General features: G+C 71.8%; 13 protein-coding genes. All 13 read left to right on the top strand.

Annotation, left to right across the window (positions count from 1 at the left end; translation table 11 throughout):
• Window positions 1-20 precede the first annotated feature (20 nt).
• The 13 genes from ACIRHA_RS25860 to sbnB all read left to right on the top strand — a co-directional run bounded on the left by ACIRHA_RS25860 (window position 21) and on the right by sbnB (window position 15909).
• Window positions 21-1142 (top strand): beta-ketoacyl synthase N-terminal-like domain-containing protein, encoded by a 1122-nt coding sequence (locus ACIRHA_RS25860; protein WP_403850280.1) that lies wholly within the window; start codon window positions 21-23, stop codon window positions 1140-1142.
• Window positions 1139-1522, top strand: a complete 384-nt coding sequence (locus ACIRHA_RS25865; protein WP_403850283.1) for an acyl carrier protein — start codon at window positions 1139-1141, stop codon at window positions 1520-1522. Before ACIRHA_RS25860 ends, ACIRHA_RS25865 begins: the two co-directional genes overlap by 4 nt.
• Entirely contained in the window at window positions 1519-1911 is a 393-nt protein-coding gene (locus ACIRHA_RS25870; protein WP_403850286.1) for a 3-hydroxyacyl-ACP dehydratase FabZ family protein, read from the top strand. The genes ACIRHA_RS25865 and ACIRHA_RS25870 overlap by 4 nt, the downstream gene beginning before the upstream one ends.
• Entirely contained in the window at window positions 1908-2414 is a 507-nt protein-coding gene (locus ACIRHA_RS25875) for a 3-hydroxyacyl-ACP dehydratase FabZ family protein (RefSeq protein ID WP_403850289.1), read from the top strand. The genes ACIRHA_RS25870 and ACIRHA_RS25875 overlap by 4 nt, the downstream gene beginning before the upstream one ends.
• An 11-nt stretch (window positions 2415-2425) precedes the next feature.
• Window positions 2426-3196 (top strand): 3-oxoacyl-[acyl-carrier-protein] reductase, encoded by a 771-nt coding sequence (fabG, locus tag ACIRHA_RS25880; RefSeq protein ID WP_403850292.1) that lies wholly within the window; start codon window positions 2426-2428, stop codon window positions 3194-3196.
• On the top strand, window positions 3193-3930 hold the full coding sequence (locus ACIRHA_RS25885; RefSeq protein ID WP_403850295.1) for a 2-hydroxychromene-2-carboxylate isomerase: 738 nt from the start codon (window positions 3193-3195) through the stop codon (window positions 3928-3930). Before fabG ends, ACIRHA_RS25885 begins: the two co-directional genes overlap by 4 nt.
• A 183-nt stretch (window positions 3931-4113) precedes the next feature.
• Window positions 4114-7665, top strand: coding sequence for an AMP-binding protein (locus ACIRHA_RS25890; protein WP_403850298.1), 3552 nt, complete (start codon window positions 4114-4116; stop codon window positions 7663-7665).
• Window positions 7662-9527: an acyl-CoA dehydrogenase family protein gene (locus ACIRHA_RS25895; RefSeq protein ID WP_403850301.1), complete on the top strand. Its 1866-nt coding sequence runs from the start codon at window positions 7662-7664 to the stop codon at window positions 9525-9527. The genes ACIRHA_RS25890 and ACIRHA_RS25895 overlap by 4 nt, the downstream gene beginning before the upstream one ends.
• On the top strand, window positions 9524-9832 hold the full coding sequence (locus ACIRHA_RS25900; RefSeq protein ID WP_403850304.1) for an acyl carrier protein: 309 nt from the start codon (window positions 9524-9526) through the stop codon (window positions 9830-9832). The genes ACIRHA_RS25895 and ACIRHA_RS25900 overlap by 4 nt, the downstream gene beginning before the upstream one ends.
• Window positions 9833-9877: 45 nt before the next feature.
• Entirely contained in the window at window positions 9878-12214 is a 2337-nt protein-coding gene (locus ACIRHA_RS25905) for an MMPL family transporter (RefSeq protein ID WP_403850307.1), read from the top strand.
• Window positions 12215-12356: 142 nt separating this feature from the next.
• Window positions 12357-13364, top strand: a complete 1008-nt coding sequence (gene sbnA, locus ACIRHA_RS25910) for a 2,3-diaminopropionate biosynthesis protein SbnA (protein WP_403850310.1) — start codon at window positions 12357-12359, stop codon at window positions 13362-13364.
• Between the two features lie 7 nt (window positions 13365-13371).
• Window positions 13372-14721: a condensation domain-containing protein gene (locus ACIRHA_RS25915; protein WP_403850312.1), complete on the top strand. Its 1350-nt coding sequence runs from the start codon at window positions 13372-13374 to the stop codon at window positions 14719-14721.
• A 189-nt stretch (window positions 14722-14910) separates the two neighbouring features.
• Window positions 14911-15909: a 2,3-diaminopropionate biosynthesis protein SbnB gene (sbnB, locus tag ACIRHA_RS25920; protein ID WP_403850315.1), complete on the top strand. Its 999-nt coding sequence runs from the start codon at window positions 14911-14913 to the stop codon at window positions 15907-15909.
• The last annotated feature ends 38 nt before the right edge of the window (window positions 15910-15947 follow it).

Genomic DNA, 15947 nt, shown 5'->3' on the forward strand with positions numbered 1-15947 from the left:
ACCGACAGGAGCAGTGAGCGATGAGCGTCAGTCTTGCCACCGGGGCGGACCCGGATTCCCTGGTCGTCTCCGGCTGGTCCGCGGCATCGCCGTACGGTCTTGGCGCCGCCGCCTTCACCGAGGGCGTACGCGAGGGGCGCGATGCCGTCACCGGGGACGACGGAACGGGCGGCCTCGGCCCCTATGAACGGGCCGGCCGGATACCCGACTTCGACATCAGGGCGGTCCTCGGCCGCAAGGGAACCCGTGCCATGGACCGGGCCACCGCCCTCGCCGTGGCCACCGCGGGCCTGCTCCTGGGCGAGGCGGGACCCGGCCTCGCCCAGGACGACCCCGAGGCCGTCGGGATGGTGCTCGGTACCGGTCACGGCAGCGTCCAGAGCATCATGGACTTCACCCGGGACGCACTCACCGGTGAGAAGCCCTTCCACGTGGACCCGGCGCTCTTCCCCAACACGGTGATGAACCGGGCGGCCGGCCAGAGCGCCATCTGGCACACGCTCAGAGGCCCCAACACCACCATCGCGGGCGGCGCCCTCACCGGCCTGCTGGCCCTCAACTACGCGTCCAGGCTGCTGCGTCAGCGGCACTGCGAGGCCGTACTGTGCGGCGCCGTCGAGGAGTTCTCCGCCGACCGGGCCTGGCTGGAGTACCACTCCAGGACCGGCGGCGGAGCCCACCGGCAGCCCGTGGGCCCGCTCGGGGAGGGCTGCGCCCTCATGCTGATCGAGCCGCTCGGCAGGGCCCGGAGCCACGGTCGCGCCCCGCTGGCCACGCTGCTCGGCTCCCGTTTCCTCGCGTTCACCGAACCGGAGGGCGCCACCCGGGCGGTCCGCAGGGCCGTCACCGAGGCGCTCAAGGAGGCCGATGTGCGGCCCGAAGAGGTCGGCCTGCTGGTGCCGTCCGACAGCGGTGGCGCGCTCGGCGCCCGCGAGGACACCGCGCTCGGCTCGGTGTTCGGCGAGCACCGGCCGCCCCGGCTGCGACTGCGCCGGCTGGTCGGCGACACCTGTGCGGCCTCGGCCTCGCTCCAGCTCGCCGCGGCCCTCGCGGTGCCGGGCGAGGGCAGGCCGGTCCTGGTCACCTCGGTCGACCCGGACGGCCAGACGGGCGCGGTCGTGCTCCGCACAGGCGCCGCGTGATCGCCGTCGCCGCCCGCCGCCGGGCCCACCGCCTGCGCCGGTTGCTCGCCCAGTACTCCACCCGCCACTCGTCTCCGTACACCCACCACCACCCGGAAGGCCGTGTGTTCACGATGACCGACACCAATACCGCCCAGGCCCTGGACAAGGAGCAGCTCCGCGACCTGGTCGCCGACGTGCTCGATCTGGAGGTCGCCGAAGTCACCGACCACGCCCACTTCATGGACGACCTCGACGTCGACTCCCTGATGGCGCTGGAGATCACGGTGCGCCTGGAGAAGGAGTACGGGGTGCGGCTCGCCGAGACCGAACTCACCTCGATCACCTCACTGCAGGGCACGTACGAGCTGCTGGACCGGAAGCTGCGGGACGCGCGATGAGTGCGGCCACGCCGCTCGGCGCGCTGGAGCTCATCCGCACAGGACCGGGGGGAGCGGCCACCGTGTTCGACGCGCCGCTCGACGACCCGGTCGTGGCGGGGCATTACCCCGGCTTCCCGGTGCTGCCCGGTGTCTACCTCATCGAGACCGTGGACCGCACGGTGCGCCAGTGGGCCGAGGACCGCACCGCCGAGGACCGCACCGCCGTGGAGCTCACCGCCATGGACCGCTGCCGCTTCCACCACCCCGTATATCCGGGCGACCGGGTGTTCGCGGACGTGACCATCGACCAGGACGCGGACGGGCTGCTCTGCAAGGCGGCCCTCGGCACCAACCGCGGCAAGGTCGCCGACATCCGGCTGCGCTACCGCCACAAGGAGAACCGGTGACGACCACCTACGGAGTCGACCGCGTCAAGGCCACCATTCCGCACCGGGGCGAGATCCTCCTGGTGGACCGGGTCGCCGACGTGCGTCCAGGGGAGAGCCTGACCACGTACAAGGCGGTGTCGGGCAACGAGCCCTGCTACGCGCCGCTCGGCCAGGACGCCGCCGCGGAGGACTACGCGTACCCGGTGTCGCTCGTCATCGAGTCCTGGGCCCAGTCGGCGGTGCTGCTGTCGGTGTGGGAGAACCCCAATCCGGACGTGCTGGCCGGAAAGGTCGAACTGGCCGGTGCCATCAACCAGGTGGAGATCGGCGGCCGGGCCCGTCCGGGCGACGTCCTGGAGCACCGGGTCCGCCTGGTGAGGTCCGTGGACGAGACGGCGATCCTGGCGGGCGAGACGCTCGTCGACGGCCGCGAGGTACTGCGGGTGGGCACCTTCGTGGTGACCCTCCGCGATGTCACGGAACTGCTGCCCGCGCCCGACCGGGCCCTGCTGAGTGTGTGAGGAGAGACCCCATGTCTGACCCCAAGTCCGACCCGACGGCCGCGGAGAGCGGCAAGGTGGCGCTGGTCACCGGAGGTTCACGGGGCATCGGGCGGGCCGTGGTCGAGCGCCTCGCGCGCGAGGGCCACGACATCGGCTTCTGCTACCGGTCGGACGACGCGGCGGCCGCCCTGACCGAGAAGGAGGTACGCGCCCTGGGCCGCCGGGTGCTGTCCCGGCGCGTCGACGTCACGGACCGTACGCAGATACGGGACTTCGTCACGGCCGCCGAGGACGAACTGGGCCCGGTGTCGGCGGCCGTGACCTCGGCCGGCATCACCCGCGACAGCCCCCTGGTGCTGATGGCGGACGAGGACTGGGACGCCGTGCTGCGCACCAACCTGGACGGCACCTACAACCTGTGCCGGGCCATCGCCTTCCCGATGATCAAGCGAGGCGGCGGCGCCGTCGTCACCCTCTCCTCGGTGGCCGGGGTGGCGGGCAACGCGGGCCAGACCAACTACTCCGCATCGAAGGCCGGGATTATCGGCTTCACCCGCTCCCTGGCCAAGGAGGGCGGCCGGCACGGTATCCGCGCCAACACGGTGGCCCCCGGCTTCATCGACACGGACATGACCTCCGTACTGCCCGAGAAGGTGTCGAAGCAGATGCTCGGCCGGATCCCGCTGGGGCGCTTCGGGCGGCCCGAGGACGTGGCGTCGATGGTCGCCTACCTGGTGTCACCCGAGGCCTCGTACATCACCGGGCAGGTCTTCCAGGTGGACGGCGGAATCGCGCTGTGACGACGCCGGGGCGCAGACGGCGCAGGCCGCCGCGGTTCTACTTCTCGCTGCGCAGCCCGTACTCCTGGCTCGCTTACCGCGAGCTGCTCGACCGCCATCCGGACACGGCGGCCGCGCTGGAATGGGTGCCGTTCTTCGAGCCCGACGAGCTCAGCGCCAAGCTCCTCGCCGAGGCGGGCGGTTCCTTCCCGTACACCCCCATGTCCGCGGCGAAGCACCGGTACATCCTCCAGGACGTACGACGCCTGGCGGCCGAGCGCGGCCTCGATTTCAGCTGGCCGGTGGACCGCGAGCCGGTGTGGGAGGTGCCGCACCTGGGCTATCTGGCCGCCGAACGCCGCGGCCGGGGCGCCGCGTTCATCGCGCTGGCGGCGCGGGCCCGCTGGGAGCTGGGCCTCGACATCTGCGACCGGTCGGTGATCGCCGGCTTCGGGCCCGAACTGGGCCTGGACGGCGCCGAGCTGGCCGCCGCGGCCGATGACTCCGGGCTGCGCGAGGAGGGGGTGCGGGTGCTCCTGGACATTGAGCGCGACGGGGTGTTCGGCGTCCCCTTCTTCGTCGACCACTACGACAAGTACTGGGGCGTCGACCGGCTGCCCGCGTTCGTCGCGGCCCTCGCCGGCACCGCTCGGGCCGCTGGTGGCGGCCCGTCCGAGAACGCCGGGACCCACACGGTCCCGGTCACCGCGCCCGCGCGGTCCGTCGACGACGGACACGCGGGCGGCTGCGGCTGAGCCCACCCCCGGCCGGTCGCGGCAGGGCCGCCACGCGAGGCGTTCCCCCGTCCTCGCGTGGCGGCCCTTTCCGCTGCCCAGGGGCGCATATAGGTGCGCGATAGCCGCGGTGGCTTTGCTGGGGATCCGTACCGCAGTCGTACGAGGTTGGCGGCAAGAGGCCGCGGAAGGTGGGTAGTTGGGGTGTCCGGCTCCGAGGAGTTCGAAAGCTTCGTCGGCGCGCTGCGCCGCAGGGCGACCGACGCGCCCCTGCGCGGCGCCGTCCTCTTCAGCGGCGGCGGCACCGAGGAAGAGGTGCGGTACACGGACCTGGACCGCGGGGCGCGCGCCGCAGCGCAGCGCCTCGGCGGTCTCGCCGGTCCCGGCGACCGGGTCCTGCTGTCCTGCGGCCCCGGCACCGGCTTCATCAGAGCCTTCCTGGCCTGCCTCTACGCGGGTGTGGTGCCGGTTCCTGTGCCCGCGCCCGGCGGCTTCGGCCGGCAGGAGGCCCGTACCACCGCGATCGCCCTGGACACCGGTGCCCGGCTGGTGCTCACCGACGAGGCCACCGTCGGCGTGGTGAACGGCTGGCTGGAGGCCGGCGCGGACCAACTGCCCCACCTGCGCGCCGTCACCGTCGAATCGGCGACGCGCGAGGGCGATGCCGGGGCGTGGGCCGAGCATCCGGTCGAGCCGGAAACGCTCTGCTTCCTCCAGTACACCTCCGGGTCGACCAGCGACCCCAAGGGCGTGATGGTCCCGCACGGGGCGCTCGTCCACAATCTCCGCCTGATGCGCGACAGCCACGGCTGGCACGGTGGCATGACCTGGTGCAGCTGGCTGCCCGCCTACCACGACATGGGCCTCATCGCGATGATGCTCGCCCCGCTGTATCTCGGCGGCACCGCGGTCCTCATGTCGCCGACCGACTTCCTCAAGCGGCCCGTCAGCTGGCTACGGCTCATCGAACGGCACGGCGCCCAGATCAGCTGCGCACCGAACTTCGCCTACGAGCTCTGTGCGCGCCGTCTCACCGACGAGCAGCTCGCGGGCCTCGACCTCTCGCACTGGCGGTACGCCTGCAACGGCGCCGAGCCCGTGGACGCCGCGACCCTCGCGCGGTTCGCCGAGCGGTTCGCGGGCTCCGGCTTCAAACCCCGGTCCCTGCTGCCCGGTTACGGGCTCGCCGAGTCCACGCTCTTCGTCTCCGGCACCCGCGCGGAGGAGGAGCCCACGGTCCTGAGCGCCGATCCGGCCGCGCTGGCCCGGGGCGCACTGGTCCCCGCGCCGCCCGGTGGACCGGTACAGGCACTGGCGGGCAGCGGCGTCGTCCGCGGGCTCGATGTCCGCGTCGTCGACCCCGAAACCCGCGGTGAACTCGGCGAAGGCCTGGTGGGGGAGATCTGGATCCGCGGCGGCAGCGTCGCCCTCGGCTACTGGAACCGGCCGCGGGAGACCGCGGCCGCCTTCGGCGCGGTGACCGCCGAAGGCGAAGCGGGCTTCCTGCGGACCGGGGACCTCGGCGCGCTCCTCGCGGGCGAGCTCTACGTGACCGGCCGCATCAAGGAAATGATCATTGTGCACGGCCGCAACCTCTACCCCCACGACATCGAGCGTGAGCTGGGCGAGGTCGATCCGGCCTTCGCCGACCTGCCCGCCGCGGTCTTCTCCGTCAGGCCCGCCGGCGACACGGCGCACGAGGAGATCGTCGCCGTCCAGGAGCTGCGCGGCCGGGGCCTGAGCGAGCAGGACCTCACCGCCCTGGGCCGCCTCGCCAAGACCTCCCTCTCCCGGAGCCTCGGCGTGCGGGTCGCGGGCATCGTCTTCGTACGGGTCGGACGGATCCGGCGCACCACGAGCGGAAAGATCCAGCGTTCCCTCATGAGGGAGCTCTTCGAGCACGGGCGCCTCGAGCCGCTGCACGAGGACCTGGCCCCGGAGCTCAGGGCGGCCTTCCGGGCCGCACCGGGCCCGGAAGGGCTGACGGTGCCGGCAGCCGAGCCCTGGGACCCGTACGCCCTCAGCCGTGCACTGGAGCGGCGGCTCGGCGACCCGTCCGACGACCGCCGGGAGTTCTCCTACCGGCGCTGCGCGGAGCTCGACCGGGCCGAGGAGTTCCCCGCCGCCGTCTGCCGGGAACTGGACGCGCTCGGGGTGCCCCGCTGGTTCGTCCCCGCCGAGCACGGCGGTGAACTCCGCGGCAGCGAGGAGCTGTTGCAGATCATCAGGACCATCGGCCGGCGCGACTTCACGGTCGCGCTCGGCCACATCAAGACCTATCTCGGCGCCATATCGGTGTGGGTGGCGGGCCGGCCCGAACAGGCCGCCGCACTCGCCGAACGGGTGGCGGGGGGCGCGGTCGTCTCGCTGGCGCTCACCGAGCACGCCCACGGCAGCGACCTCCTGGCGGGCGAACTGAGCGCCGAGAGGACCGAGCGGGGCTGGCGGCTCAGCGGCGAGAAGTGGCTGATCAACAACGCCACCCGCGCCGAGCTGATCTGCGTGCTCGCCCGCACCCGGCCCGAGGGCGGCACCCGCGGCTTCAGCCTCTTCCTCGTGGACAAGGCCGAACTGGCGCCCGGCAGTTGGCGCCCCCTCGCCCCGGTCCCCACACACGGCGTGCGCGGCGCCGACATCAGCGGCATCGCCTTCGACGGCGCCGAGGTGCCGGCCAAGGCGCTGATCGGCACCGAAGGCGGCGGCCTGGAGGTGATCCTCAAGGGCTTCCAGGTCACCCGCACCCTCTGCTCCGCGATGTCGCTCGGGATGACGGACCACGCGCTGCGCATCGCGATGGACTTCGCCCGCACCCACCGGCTCTACAACCGCGAGCTCGCCGAACTGCCGCACGCCGCCCGGACCCTGGCCGAGGCCCATGCCGACCTGCTCGCCATGGAGGCCGTCAGCCTGGTGGCCACCCGCTCCATCCACACCCTGACCGAGGAGCAGAGCGCGGTCAGCGCCGTCGTCAAGTATCTGGTGCCGACCCTGGGCGACCAGGCCATCGGCGCCCTGCGCGGACTCCTCGGGGCCAGGGCGATGCTGGTCGAGGACCATGCGGACGGCGCCTTCCAGAAGCTGGAGCGCGACCACCGGATCGTCGGGATCTTCGACGGAAGCACGGCGGTCAACCTCAACTCGCTGATCAACCAGTTCCCCGTGCTCGCCCGGGGGTACCGCAAGGAACTCGCCGACCTCGGCGCGGTGGCGCGCGCCGCCCGCCTCGACGGAGCGCCGCCCGCGCTCGACCACGGACGGCTCACGCTCTACTCACGGGCCGGATGCAGCGTCGTACAGTCCCTGCCCGACGCGGTGCGGCGGGCACGCGCCCTCGCACCGCCCACGGTCCTCGCGCGGGCCGAGCGGCTGCTCGCTCTCGCCGGGGAACTCCACCAGGAACTCGCCGCCTACCGGCACACGGCCCGCGAGGTGCCCGAGGAGGCCTTCGCCCTGGCCCGCGGATACGCCCTGGTGTACGCGGGAGCGGCGAGTCTCCAGCTGTGGCTGGAGAACACCGGGACCGCGGTCGCGGCGGGCCCGCTGTGGGCCGAAGCGGCCTGGCTGGAAGCCGTACTCGCGCGGGTGGAACGGCAGTTGACCGCGGAACCCGATCTCGACGACACCGACGGGCCGGCACTCGACCGGCTGCTGCCCGCGCTGCGCGCCCAGCACGAGCAGGGCCTCCTCTTCTCGCTGCTGCACTGCCCGCAGGCCGAGGGCACCGCAATCGACGCCCCGGCAAAGGACATGGCATGAGCGAGACGCTGATGACCCAGGCGGAACCGCCCCAGGCGGAACCGACTCAGGCGGAACCGCCCCAGGCGGAACCCGTGAACGACCCGGCCCTGGCCCGGATCGCCCGGTTGGAAGCGCTGCTCGGCGATCCGCTGGATCCCGCCAACCCACTCGGCGACCGGTCCGTGCTCGCCGCCGACGAGCGCGGTGAGCTGCTTCCCGAAGGGGAGCGGGCGCTGGGGGAGTTCGGCCTCGGCGCCGAGTTCGTGCCGGTGCGCCTCGGTGGCCGCTTCGAGCGTGCGGACCGGCTCGCGCAGCTCCTGCGCGGTGTGTTCCGGCGGGACTGCTCGCTCGGTATCGGGCACGGTGTGACCAGCTTCATCGCCGCGCTGCCGGTCTGGGCCGACGGCAGCGCGCGGCAGCAGCACAAGGTGGCCGAACTCCTCCTGGGCGGCGGCCGGATCGTCGCCGCGTACACGGAGCTCGACCACGGCAGCGATTTCTCCCGTGTCTCGCTCGCCGCCCGCCGCGCACCAGGCGGCTATCTCCTCGACGGCGGCAAGCAGCTCATCAACAACATCGGACGGGCCGAGGCCGCCGTGCTCTTCGCCCGCACGGCCGAGGACCCCGGCAGCCGCGGCCACTCCCACCTCCTGGTGGACTTCGCCGCCCTGCCGCAGGACCGTCTCGACCGCTCCGCCCGCCATCGCACCTCGGGAGTACGCGGGTGCCTGCTCGGCGGCGCCGCGTTCGAGGACTGCCCGCTGCCCGCCGAGGCGCTGCTCGGCGCCGAGGGCGGGGCCATGGAGACCGTGCTGAAGGTCTTCCAGGTCACCAGGAGTGTGCTGCCCGGGATGGTCGTCGGCATCGGCGACAGCCAGCTGCGCACCGTGCTGGGGTTCACCCGGGAACGGCTGCTGTACGGCCGTCCGGTCGCCGAACTCCCGCAGCCACGCGCCGTGTTGACCGGATCGTTCCTCGACCTGCTGATCTGCGACGCGCTGTCCACGGTCGTTGCCAGATCGCTGCACCTGCTGCCCGAAGAGGCGAGCGTGCGGTCGGCGGCCGTCAAGTACCTGGTGCCGAAGCTGCTCCAGGACAGCTCCTACCGGCTCGGTGTACTCCTCGGCGCACGCAGCTATGTACGCGAAGGGCCCTTCGCCGCGTTCCAGAAGGCCGCGCGGGACCTGCCCGTGGTCGCTCTCGCCCACGCCAGTGGCGCGGTCTGCCTGGCGAACATCGTGCCGCAGCTGCCCCGCCTCGCGGCACGGTCCTGGCAGCCCGCACTGGCCGGCCGCGCACCGGCGGCGCCCGGTGCGCTCTTCCGGCCGGACGACCCGCTGCCCGCCCTGGACCTCGGGCGGCTCGAACTGTCGGCACGCGGCGCCGACACCCTGGCCGGCTCGCTGGTGACGCTGTCGCGTGAACTGGCGGAGCGCAGTCCCGCGGAGCCGGAACTCGCCCAACTAGCCGCCTTGGCGGCGCTGTTCACCGAGGAGCTGCAGGAACTCGCCCGCCGGTCGGCCGCCCTGCCGCCCCGCGACCGCACCCCGGTCGCCGGACGCCGCGCCTTCCTGCTGGCCGACCGCTACGCCCACCTGCTCGCCGCGGCCTCCTGCCTCGGCATCTGGCACGCCGCAGCAGCGGGCCCGGCCCGCCCTCGTGACCCGGCCCGCTCCTTCGTCGCCGATCCGCTCTGGGTCACCGGAGCACTGCACCGGATCGCCGAGCGCCTCGGGATGCGGCCGGATCCCTTGCCGGAGCACGCCGTCCGGCAGCTCTTCGACGAGCTCGCCGGCCGGTACGAGACCGCCCACACCTTCGATCTGATCCGCGGACGGCTCGCCCGGCGGCCCGTCCCTGCCCCGGGAGTCACCCCATGACCGAGACCACGACCACCCCCACGACCGGCACCGACATCAACTCCCCGACGGCCATCAGGGCCTGGCTGCTCGACCGGGTCGCCTACTACCTGGAGCTCCCCGTAGCGGACATCGACGAGGGCGCCGCCCTCGCCGAGCTCGGTCTCGACTCGGTCTACGCGCTGACGCTCTGCGGCGACGTGGAGGACCGCTTCGGTCTCGTCGTCGAGCCGACGATGGCCTGGGACCACCCGACCGTGGACGCCATCACTGCCCATCTCGCCGGTGAACTGGCCGGTCAGGCCCCGGATATAGAAGTCCGATGAGGTCCTGCTGCCAGCCTTTGATCCCCCTATTGCGAGGACTCCGTCATGAACCAAGCACCTGATCCCGGCCGGCTCCCGCTGGTCGAACGCGTCACTCACTGGAGTGTCCACAACCGCAAACGCGCGGGCTTCGGCTGGCTCGGTCTGGTCATCCTGATCATCGCTCTCGGGGCAGGTCTTGGAAGCACCAACCGCAGTGAGCACTCCCCGGGCGAGACCGGCCGCGCCCAGCGGATGCTGGAGGAGGCCCAGGTCTTCTCGCCGCCGCAGGAGAGCGTGCTCATCGAGGCCGAGGCGGGCGCGCCCGGCTACGACGAGAATCCCGCCATGCGGAAGGCCGCGCAGGACGTGGCAGCGGCGCTGCGCGGTCTCGGAAAGGACGAGACGGGCGCCCAGTGGGCCTCGGACATCACGTCGCCCACCGACAAGGGGCTGGCGGCCAAGCTGGTCTCCGAGAACGGCCGTTCCGCGGTCGTCCGCTTCTCGGTGACCGGCTACACGATGGAGCCGATGCAGAAGGCGGTGCGGGAGCAGCAGCGCTCGCACCCGGACGTCGCCATCACGCAGACCGGCAAGGTCAGCGTCAGCCAGGCGATCGGCGACCTCAAGGACAAGGACTTCCTGCGCGCCGAGGTGCTGTCGATCCCCCTCACCATCGTGATCCTCGCGGTGGTCTTCGGCTCCCTCGTCTCGGCCGGTATTCCGGTGCTGATCTCCCTTGTCTCGGTGCTCGCCGCCATGGGCGCGCTGACCTTCGCCGGCAAGTGGGTCGCGATGGGGGACAGCACTCCCTCGGTGGTTCTGCTCATCGGCATGGCCGTCGGTGTGGACTACTCGCTGTTCTATCTCCGCCGCGCGCGTGAGGAGCGGGCCGCGGGACACGACAACGACACCGCGATCCTGATCGCGGGCCGGACCTCGGGGAAGGCCGTGGTGATCTCGGCCTTCACCGTGATCATCGCGCTGGCCGGCCTCTTCTTCACCGGCATCGAGACCTTCACCGGCATGACGATCGGCACCATCGCCGTCGTCGGCATCGCCATGATCGGCTCGGTCACCGCACTGCCCGCCGTCCTGTCCTGGCTCGGTGAGCGTGTCGACAACTGGAAACTGCCGTGGCTGGGCGCCCGCCGCACCGAGGTCCGTGACTCCCGGATCTGGAGCGGACTCGTCCGCCGCGTCGTCAAGCGGCCGCTGCTGTGGGGCGGCGTCGGCGCCCTCTCGCTGGCTCTGCTGGCCCTGCCCGCTCTCGGCATGAAGATGTCCGACCCGGACCTCAAGCACCGGATGCCCACGGACGTCCCCGCCCTCCAGGCGCTCGACCGGCTGCAGACGGCCTTCCCGTCGGACACGAACACCGTGCCCGCGGAGATCACGGTGCGGGGCGCCGATCTGCAAGGGCCCGAGATCAAGAACGCCCTCAGCGAGCTGAAGCAGCAGGTCGCGCAGAGCGAAGGCAAGCTGCACGGCCCTGTCGGCACGTCACTGGTCAAGTCGCCGGTGGACAGCAGCCGCAGCGTCCTGGTCGTCCGCGTCCCGCTGGCCGGGGACGGCAAGAACGCCGCGTCGGTCGAGGCCCTGAAGGAACTGCGCGAGGAGGTGCTCCCCGCCTCGTTCGGCAAGGTCGAGGGAGCGCAGTACGCGGTCTCGGGTGACACCGCCAAGCAGGAGGACTTCAACTCCGCGCTGAGCAGCAGCACTCCCTACGTCTTCGCGTTCGTGATCGTGCTGGCCTTCCTGCTGCTGACCGCGGCCTTCCGCTCGCTGGCGATCCCGGTCATCTCGATCCTGCTCAACCTGTTGTCGATCGGCTCCGCGTACGGCGTCCTCACCCTGGTCTTCCAGGACGGACACCTGTCCTCGCTCCTCGACTTCCGCTCGTACGGCGCCGTGGTGAGCTGGCTGCCGCTCTTCATGTTCGTCACGCTCTTCGGCCTGAGCATGGACTACCACGTGTTCATCCTCAGCCGGGTCCGCGAGTACCGGGGCCGCGGGCTCTCCACACGGCAGGCCGTGGTGGAGGGCATCAGCCGCAGCGCCGGCACCGTCACCAGTGCGGCGGTCGTCATGGTGGCCGTGTTCTCGGTCTTCGGGACGCTGTCCGCGATCGACTACAAGATGGTCGGCGTGGGTCTCGCCACGGCGGTGCTCATCGATGCCACGGTCGTCCGCGGCATCCTGCTGCCTGCTTCGCTCGCCCTGTTCGGCGACGCCAGCTGGAAGCTGCCGCGCCGGCTCAAGTGGCTGCCGGGCATCAGCCTCGAGGGCGCGGAGTCGCCGGCTCCCGCGGCGGCGTCGGAGCCCACGGGCGCCCTGGCCCGCGAGAAGTCCTCGCCGACGGCGGAGGGGGCCGCCGACCCGCTGGTCGGCCCGCGCGTCTGACCACCGTCGTCCCCCTGGCGCGGGGCCGGGCCGTCCGAACCTCTCGGACCGCCCGGCCCTCACTTTTGCGTCGGCACATCCGTATAGGTGGGCTATAGCGGACCCGCGCAGAATTGATGCGCCAAGTCGAAGATTTGGCGCAATGGCTCTCCGGGAAGGGGCAGGCGTGCCCGAGCAACCGTTCCCAGGCATTCTGGCGACCGTAGGAAATACACCGCTGGTGGAATTGAAGAGGCTGCTGCCCGGATTCGGGTCCAGGGTCTTCGGGAAAATAGAGAGATTCAACCCGGGTGGCAGCATCAAGGACCGCTCCGCACTCGGCATGCTCCTCGACGCGATCGACAGCGGCGAGGTCGAGCCCGGACGTTCGGTGATCGTCGAGTCCAGTTCGGGCAATCTCGCCGTCGGCCTTGCCCAGATCTGCCGCTACTTCGGACTCCGCTTCGTCTGTGTCGTCGACGGCAAGACCACCGAGCAGAACCTCGCCATCCTGCGCGCCTTCCGGGCCGAGGTCGAGGTCGTCACCGAACGCGACGAACTCACCGGCGAGTTCCTGCCGGTGCGGCTGCGCCGGGTGCGCGAGCTGGTCTCCGAGACACCCCACGCGTACTGGCCCAACCAGTATGCGAGCCTGCTCAACCCCAAGGCTCACGAGACCACCATGCGCGAGATCGAGGAGACGCTGGATGGCAAGGTCGACTTTCTCTTCTGCTCGGTCAGCACCTTCGGCACCCTGCGCGGCTGCCGCGACCACATCACGGCGCGGGGTCTTGGCACCACGATCGTCGCGGTGGACGCCCTGGGCAGCGCGATCTTCGGCCTCGAGTCGACCCAGCGCCTCATTCCGGGACACGGCGCGTCCGTCGTCCCCCCGCTGATGGACCCCTCGGCGGCCGACGAGGTCGTGCACATATCCGATCTGGAATGTGTGGTCGCCTGCCGCCGGCTCATCGATAGGGAAGCGGTACTCGCGGGTGGTTCCTCGGGCGCCACAGTGGCCGCGCTGTGGAAATTCAGACACCGCATTCCCGAAGGCTCCAACTGCGTGCTCATATTCCCCGACGGAGGCGACCGCTATCTCGACACCATCTATTCCGATGGCTGGGTGAGCCGGAACTTCGGCGAAGTCACACATTTGTGGAAGGGCTGACCCGCCGATGCTGATGTCCATCGGCCAGCAAGGACTGTGGCTGGCCCATCAACTCGACCCCGAGAGCCCCGCGTACAACGTGGTGCTCGCGGTGCGGATCCGGGACCGGGTCCGCACCGATGCGCTCCAGGAGGCGGTCACGGAGCTCGTGGCCCGCCATGAACTGCTCCGTTCCCGCTTCGTCGCCGCCGAGGGGGGACCCGTACGGGAGACCGACCCGCCCGAGAAGGCGCGACTGGAGGTGCGCGAGGTGCCCGGGGCGGACGAGGCCGAGCTCTTCCGGCAGGCTCGGCAGGCCGCCGACAAGCCCTTCCGCCTGGGGGACGAGGGCGCCTTCCGCACGGTGCTGCTGCGCCGGGCGGCGGACGACGCGGTACTCGTCACGGCCACCCACCACATCGTCAGTGACGCCACCTCGGCCTGGCTGCTCGTACGGGACCTGCTCGCCGGCTACGGGCGGATCGTCGCGGGACAACCGTCCGCGGCGGCTCCGGCCACCCCTGGATGGGATGAACAGGTCCTGGCCGAAAGGGAGTTCACCACCTCCCCGCGCGGCGTGCGGGCAGCCGCGTACTGGCGGCACAGCCGGGCCGGACTCGTCGCCGCCGCCCTGCCCACCGACCGGCCGCGCCCGCCACGGCGCACCCTGAACGGAGCCACCCATGAGCTCGCCCTGCCCGCCGGCACCGGCAGGCGGCTGACCCGGGCGGCCGCCGCACGCGGACTCACCCCCTTCGCCTGGCTGCTCGGGACCTTCCAGGCGGCCCTGCGCCGCTCCGGAGCCGGCGACGCGTTCCTGATCGGCTGCCCGGTCACCACCCGCTTCTCCCCGGGCACAAGGGAGGCCATCGGCTACTACGTCAACGCCCTGCCCATAGCCGCCCGGTTCGGCCCCGGCGACACCCTGCTCGATGCCGTGGAGGGAGCACAGCGGCGGCTGCGTGAGGGGATGGCGCACGCCCGCTACCCCGTGGAACTCCTCGACGGCGCGGAGCGCCGCGGGCCGCTGTTCCGCATCTCCTGCACCCTCGTCGCCGCCGACCGGCTGCCCGTTCCCGGTCTGTACGAGGGCCCGGTCGTCGCCGGCGGACTGCGCGTCGAACTCTGTGACGTACCCCAGCAGGAAGGCCAGTTGGATCTCACCGTCGAGGTGCTGCAGAGCGCCTCCGGATTCAAGGCGCTCATGCGCTACAACACCGATCTCTTCGACGAGGACACCATGGTCCGCCTCTCCGGCACCTGGCACCGCCTGATCGAAGCCTCCCTCGACCTCCCCGACACCCCGACCGCCGACGTCCCGCTGGTCGGACAGGACGACCTGGCCGCCCTCCTCGCCCTCGGCGCAGGACCGGCCTGACGGCGGCCGCCGACCGGTTGCCGGACTCCTGAGCAACTCCTGGGCCGACCCCGAGGACGCCGAGGACCTGGTCGAGGCCGAGCGTGCCGTATAGGGCGCATATAGCGGCCGCCCGCAGCATCGACTCCAGTACCCCGCGGCACTGCACGTCTCGCGGCACTTCACAGCAATCCGCAGAGAGGGATTCCCATGCTGATTCTCCGGCGCGCCGATGTGACGGACGTGCTGTCCGGGCAGGAGACGGAGATCATCGACCTGGTCGCAGAGACCTACCGGCTGCACGACGCGGGACAGACGGCCGTGCCGCACTCCACCTTCCTGCGCTTCCCCGAGGAGCGGCACAGCAGGGACCGGATCATCGGCCTGCCGGCCTACCGAGGTGGCGAGCAGCCGGTCGCCGGCATGAAGTGGATCGCTTCCTTCCCGGGCAATGTGGCAGCGGGCACCGAACGGGCCGCCGCCGCCATCGTGCTCAACTCCCTCGACAACGGGCGGCCGTCGGCCTTCGTCGAGGGCGCGGTGATCTCCGCGAAGCGGACCGCCGCGAGTGCGGCCCTCGCCGCCCGCGAGCTCACCACGGACAACCCGCCCGCGTCGGTGCTGCTCATCGGCTGCGGCGTGATCAGCCTGGAGATCCTGCGGTTCCTGGCAGCGGCGCTGCCAGGGCTGCGCGAAGCGGCCCTGTACGACACGGACCGGTCCCGCGCGCAGGCCTTCGCCGTGCGGTGCGCCGAAGTGGCGCCCGAGGTGAAGGCGTACGCCGTGGACGACGTGACCGCGGCGCTCGGCGAGCACCGTCTGGTCTCGCTGGCCACCACCGCCGCCGTCCCGCACATGGATCTGTCGGCCTGTGGCCCGGACACCACCGTGCTGCACATCTCGCTGCGGGATCTCACCCCCGAGGCGATCCTCGGCGCGGTCAACGTCGTCGACGACGCCGACCACGTCTGCCGGGAGCGCACCTCCCTGGACCTCGCACAACAGCGCGACGGCAACCGGGACTTCGTCGCCGCGCCGATCGGTGCCCTGCTGCGCGGCACGGCCACCCTCACCCGCGAGGCCGCCCGGCCCGTCGTCTACTCGCCGTTCGGCCTGGGCGTGCTGGACATGGCGCTCGCCGAGTTCGTCCGCCAAGGGGCCGAGCGGCGAGGGCTCGGAGTGCGCGTCGCGGACTTCCTGCCCGCCTGACGCGACCCGCCCGACACGTCCGCCCTCCCACCACCTCA

Origin of the sequence: Streptomyces sp. NPDC102360, assembly GCF_044766085.1 — a bacterium.
Lineage (GTDB): Bacteria > Actinomycetota > Actinomycetes > Streptomycetales > Streptomycetaceae > Streptomyces.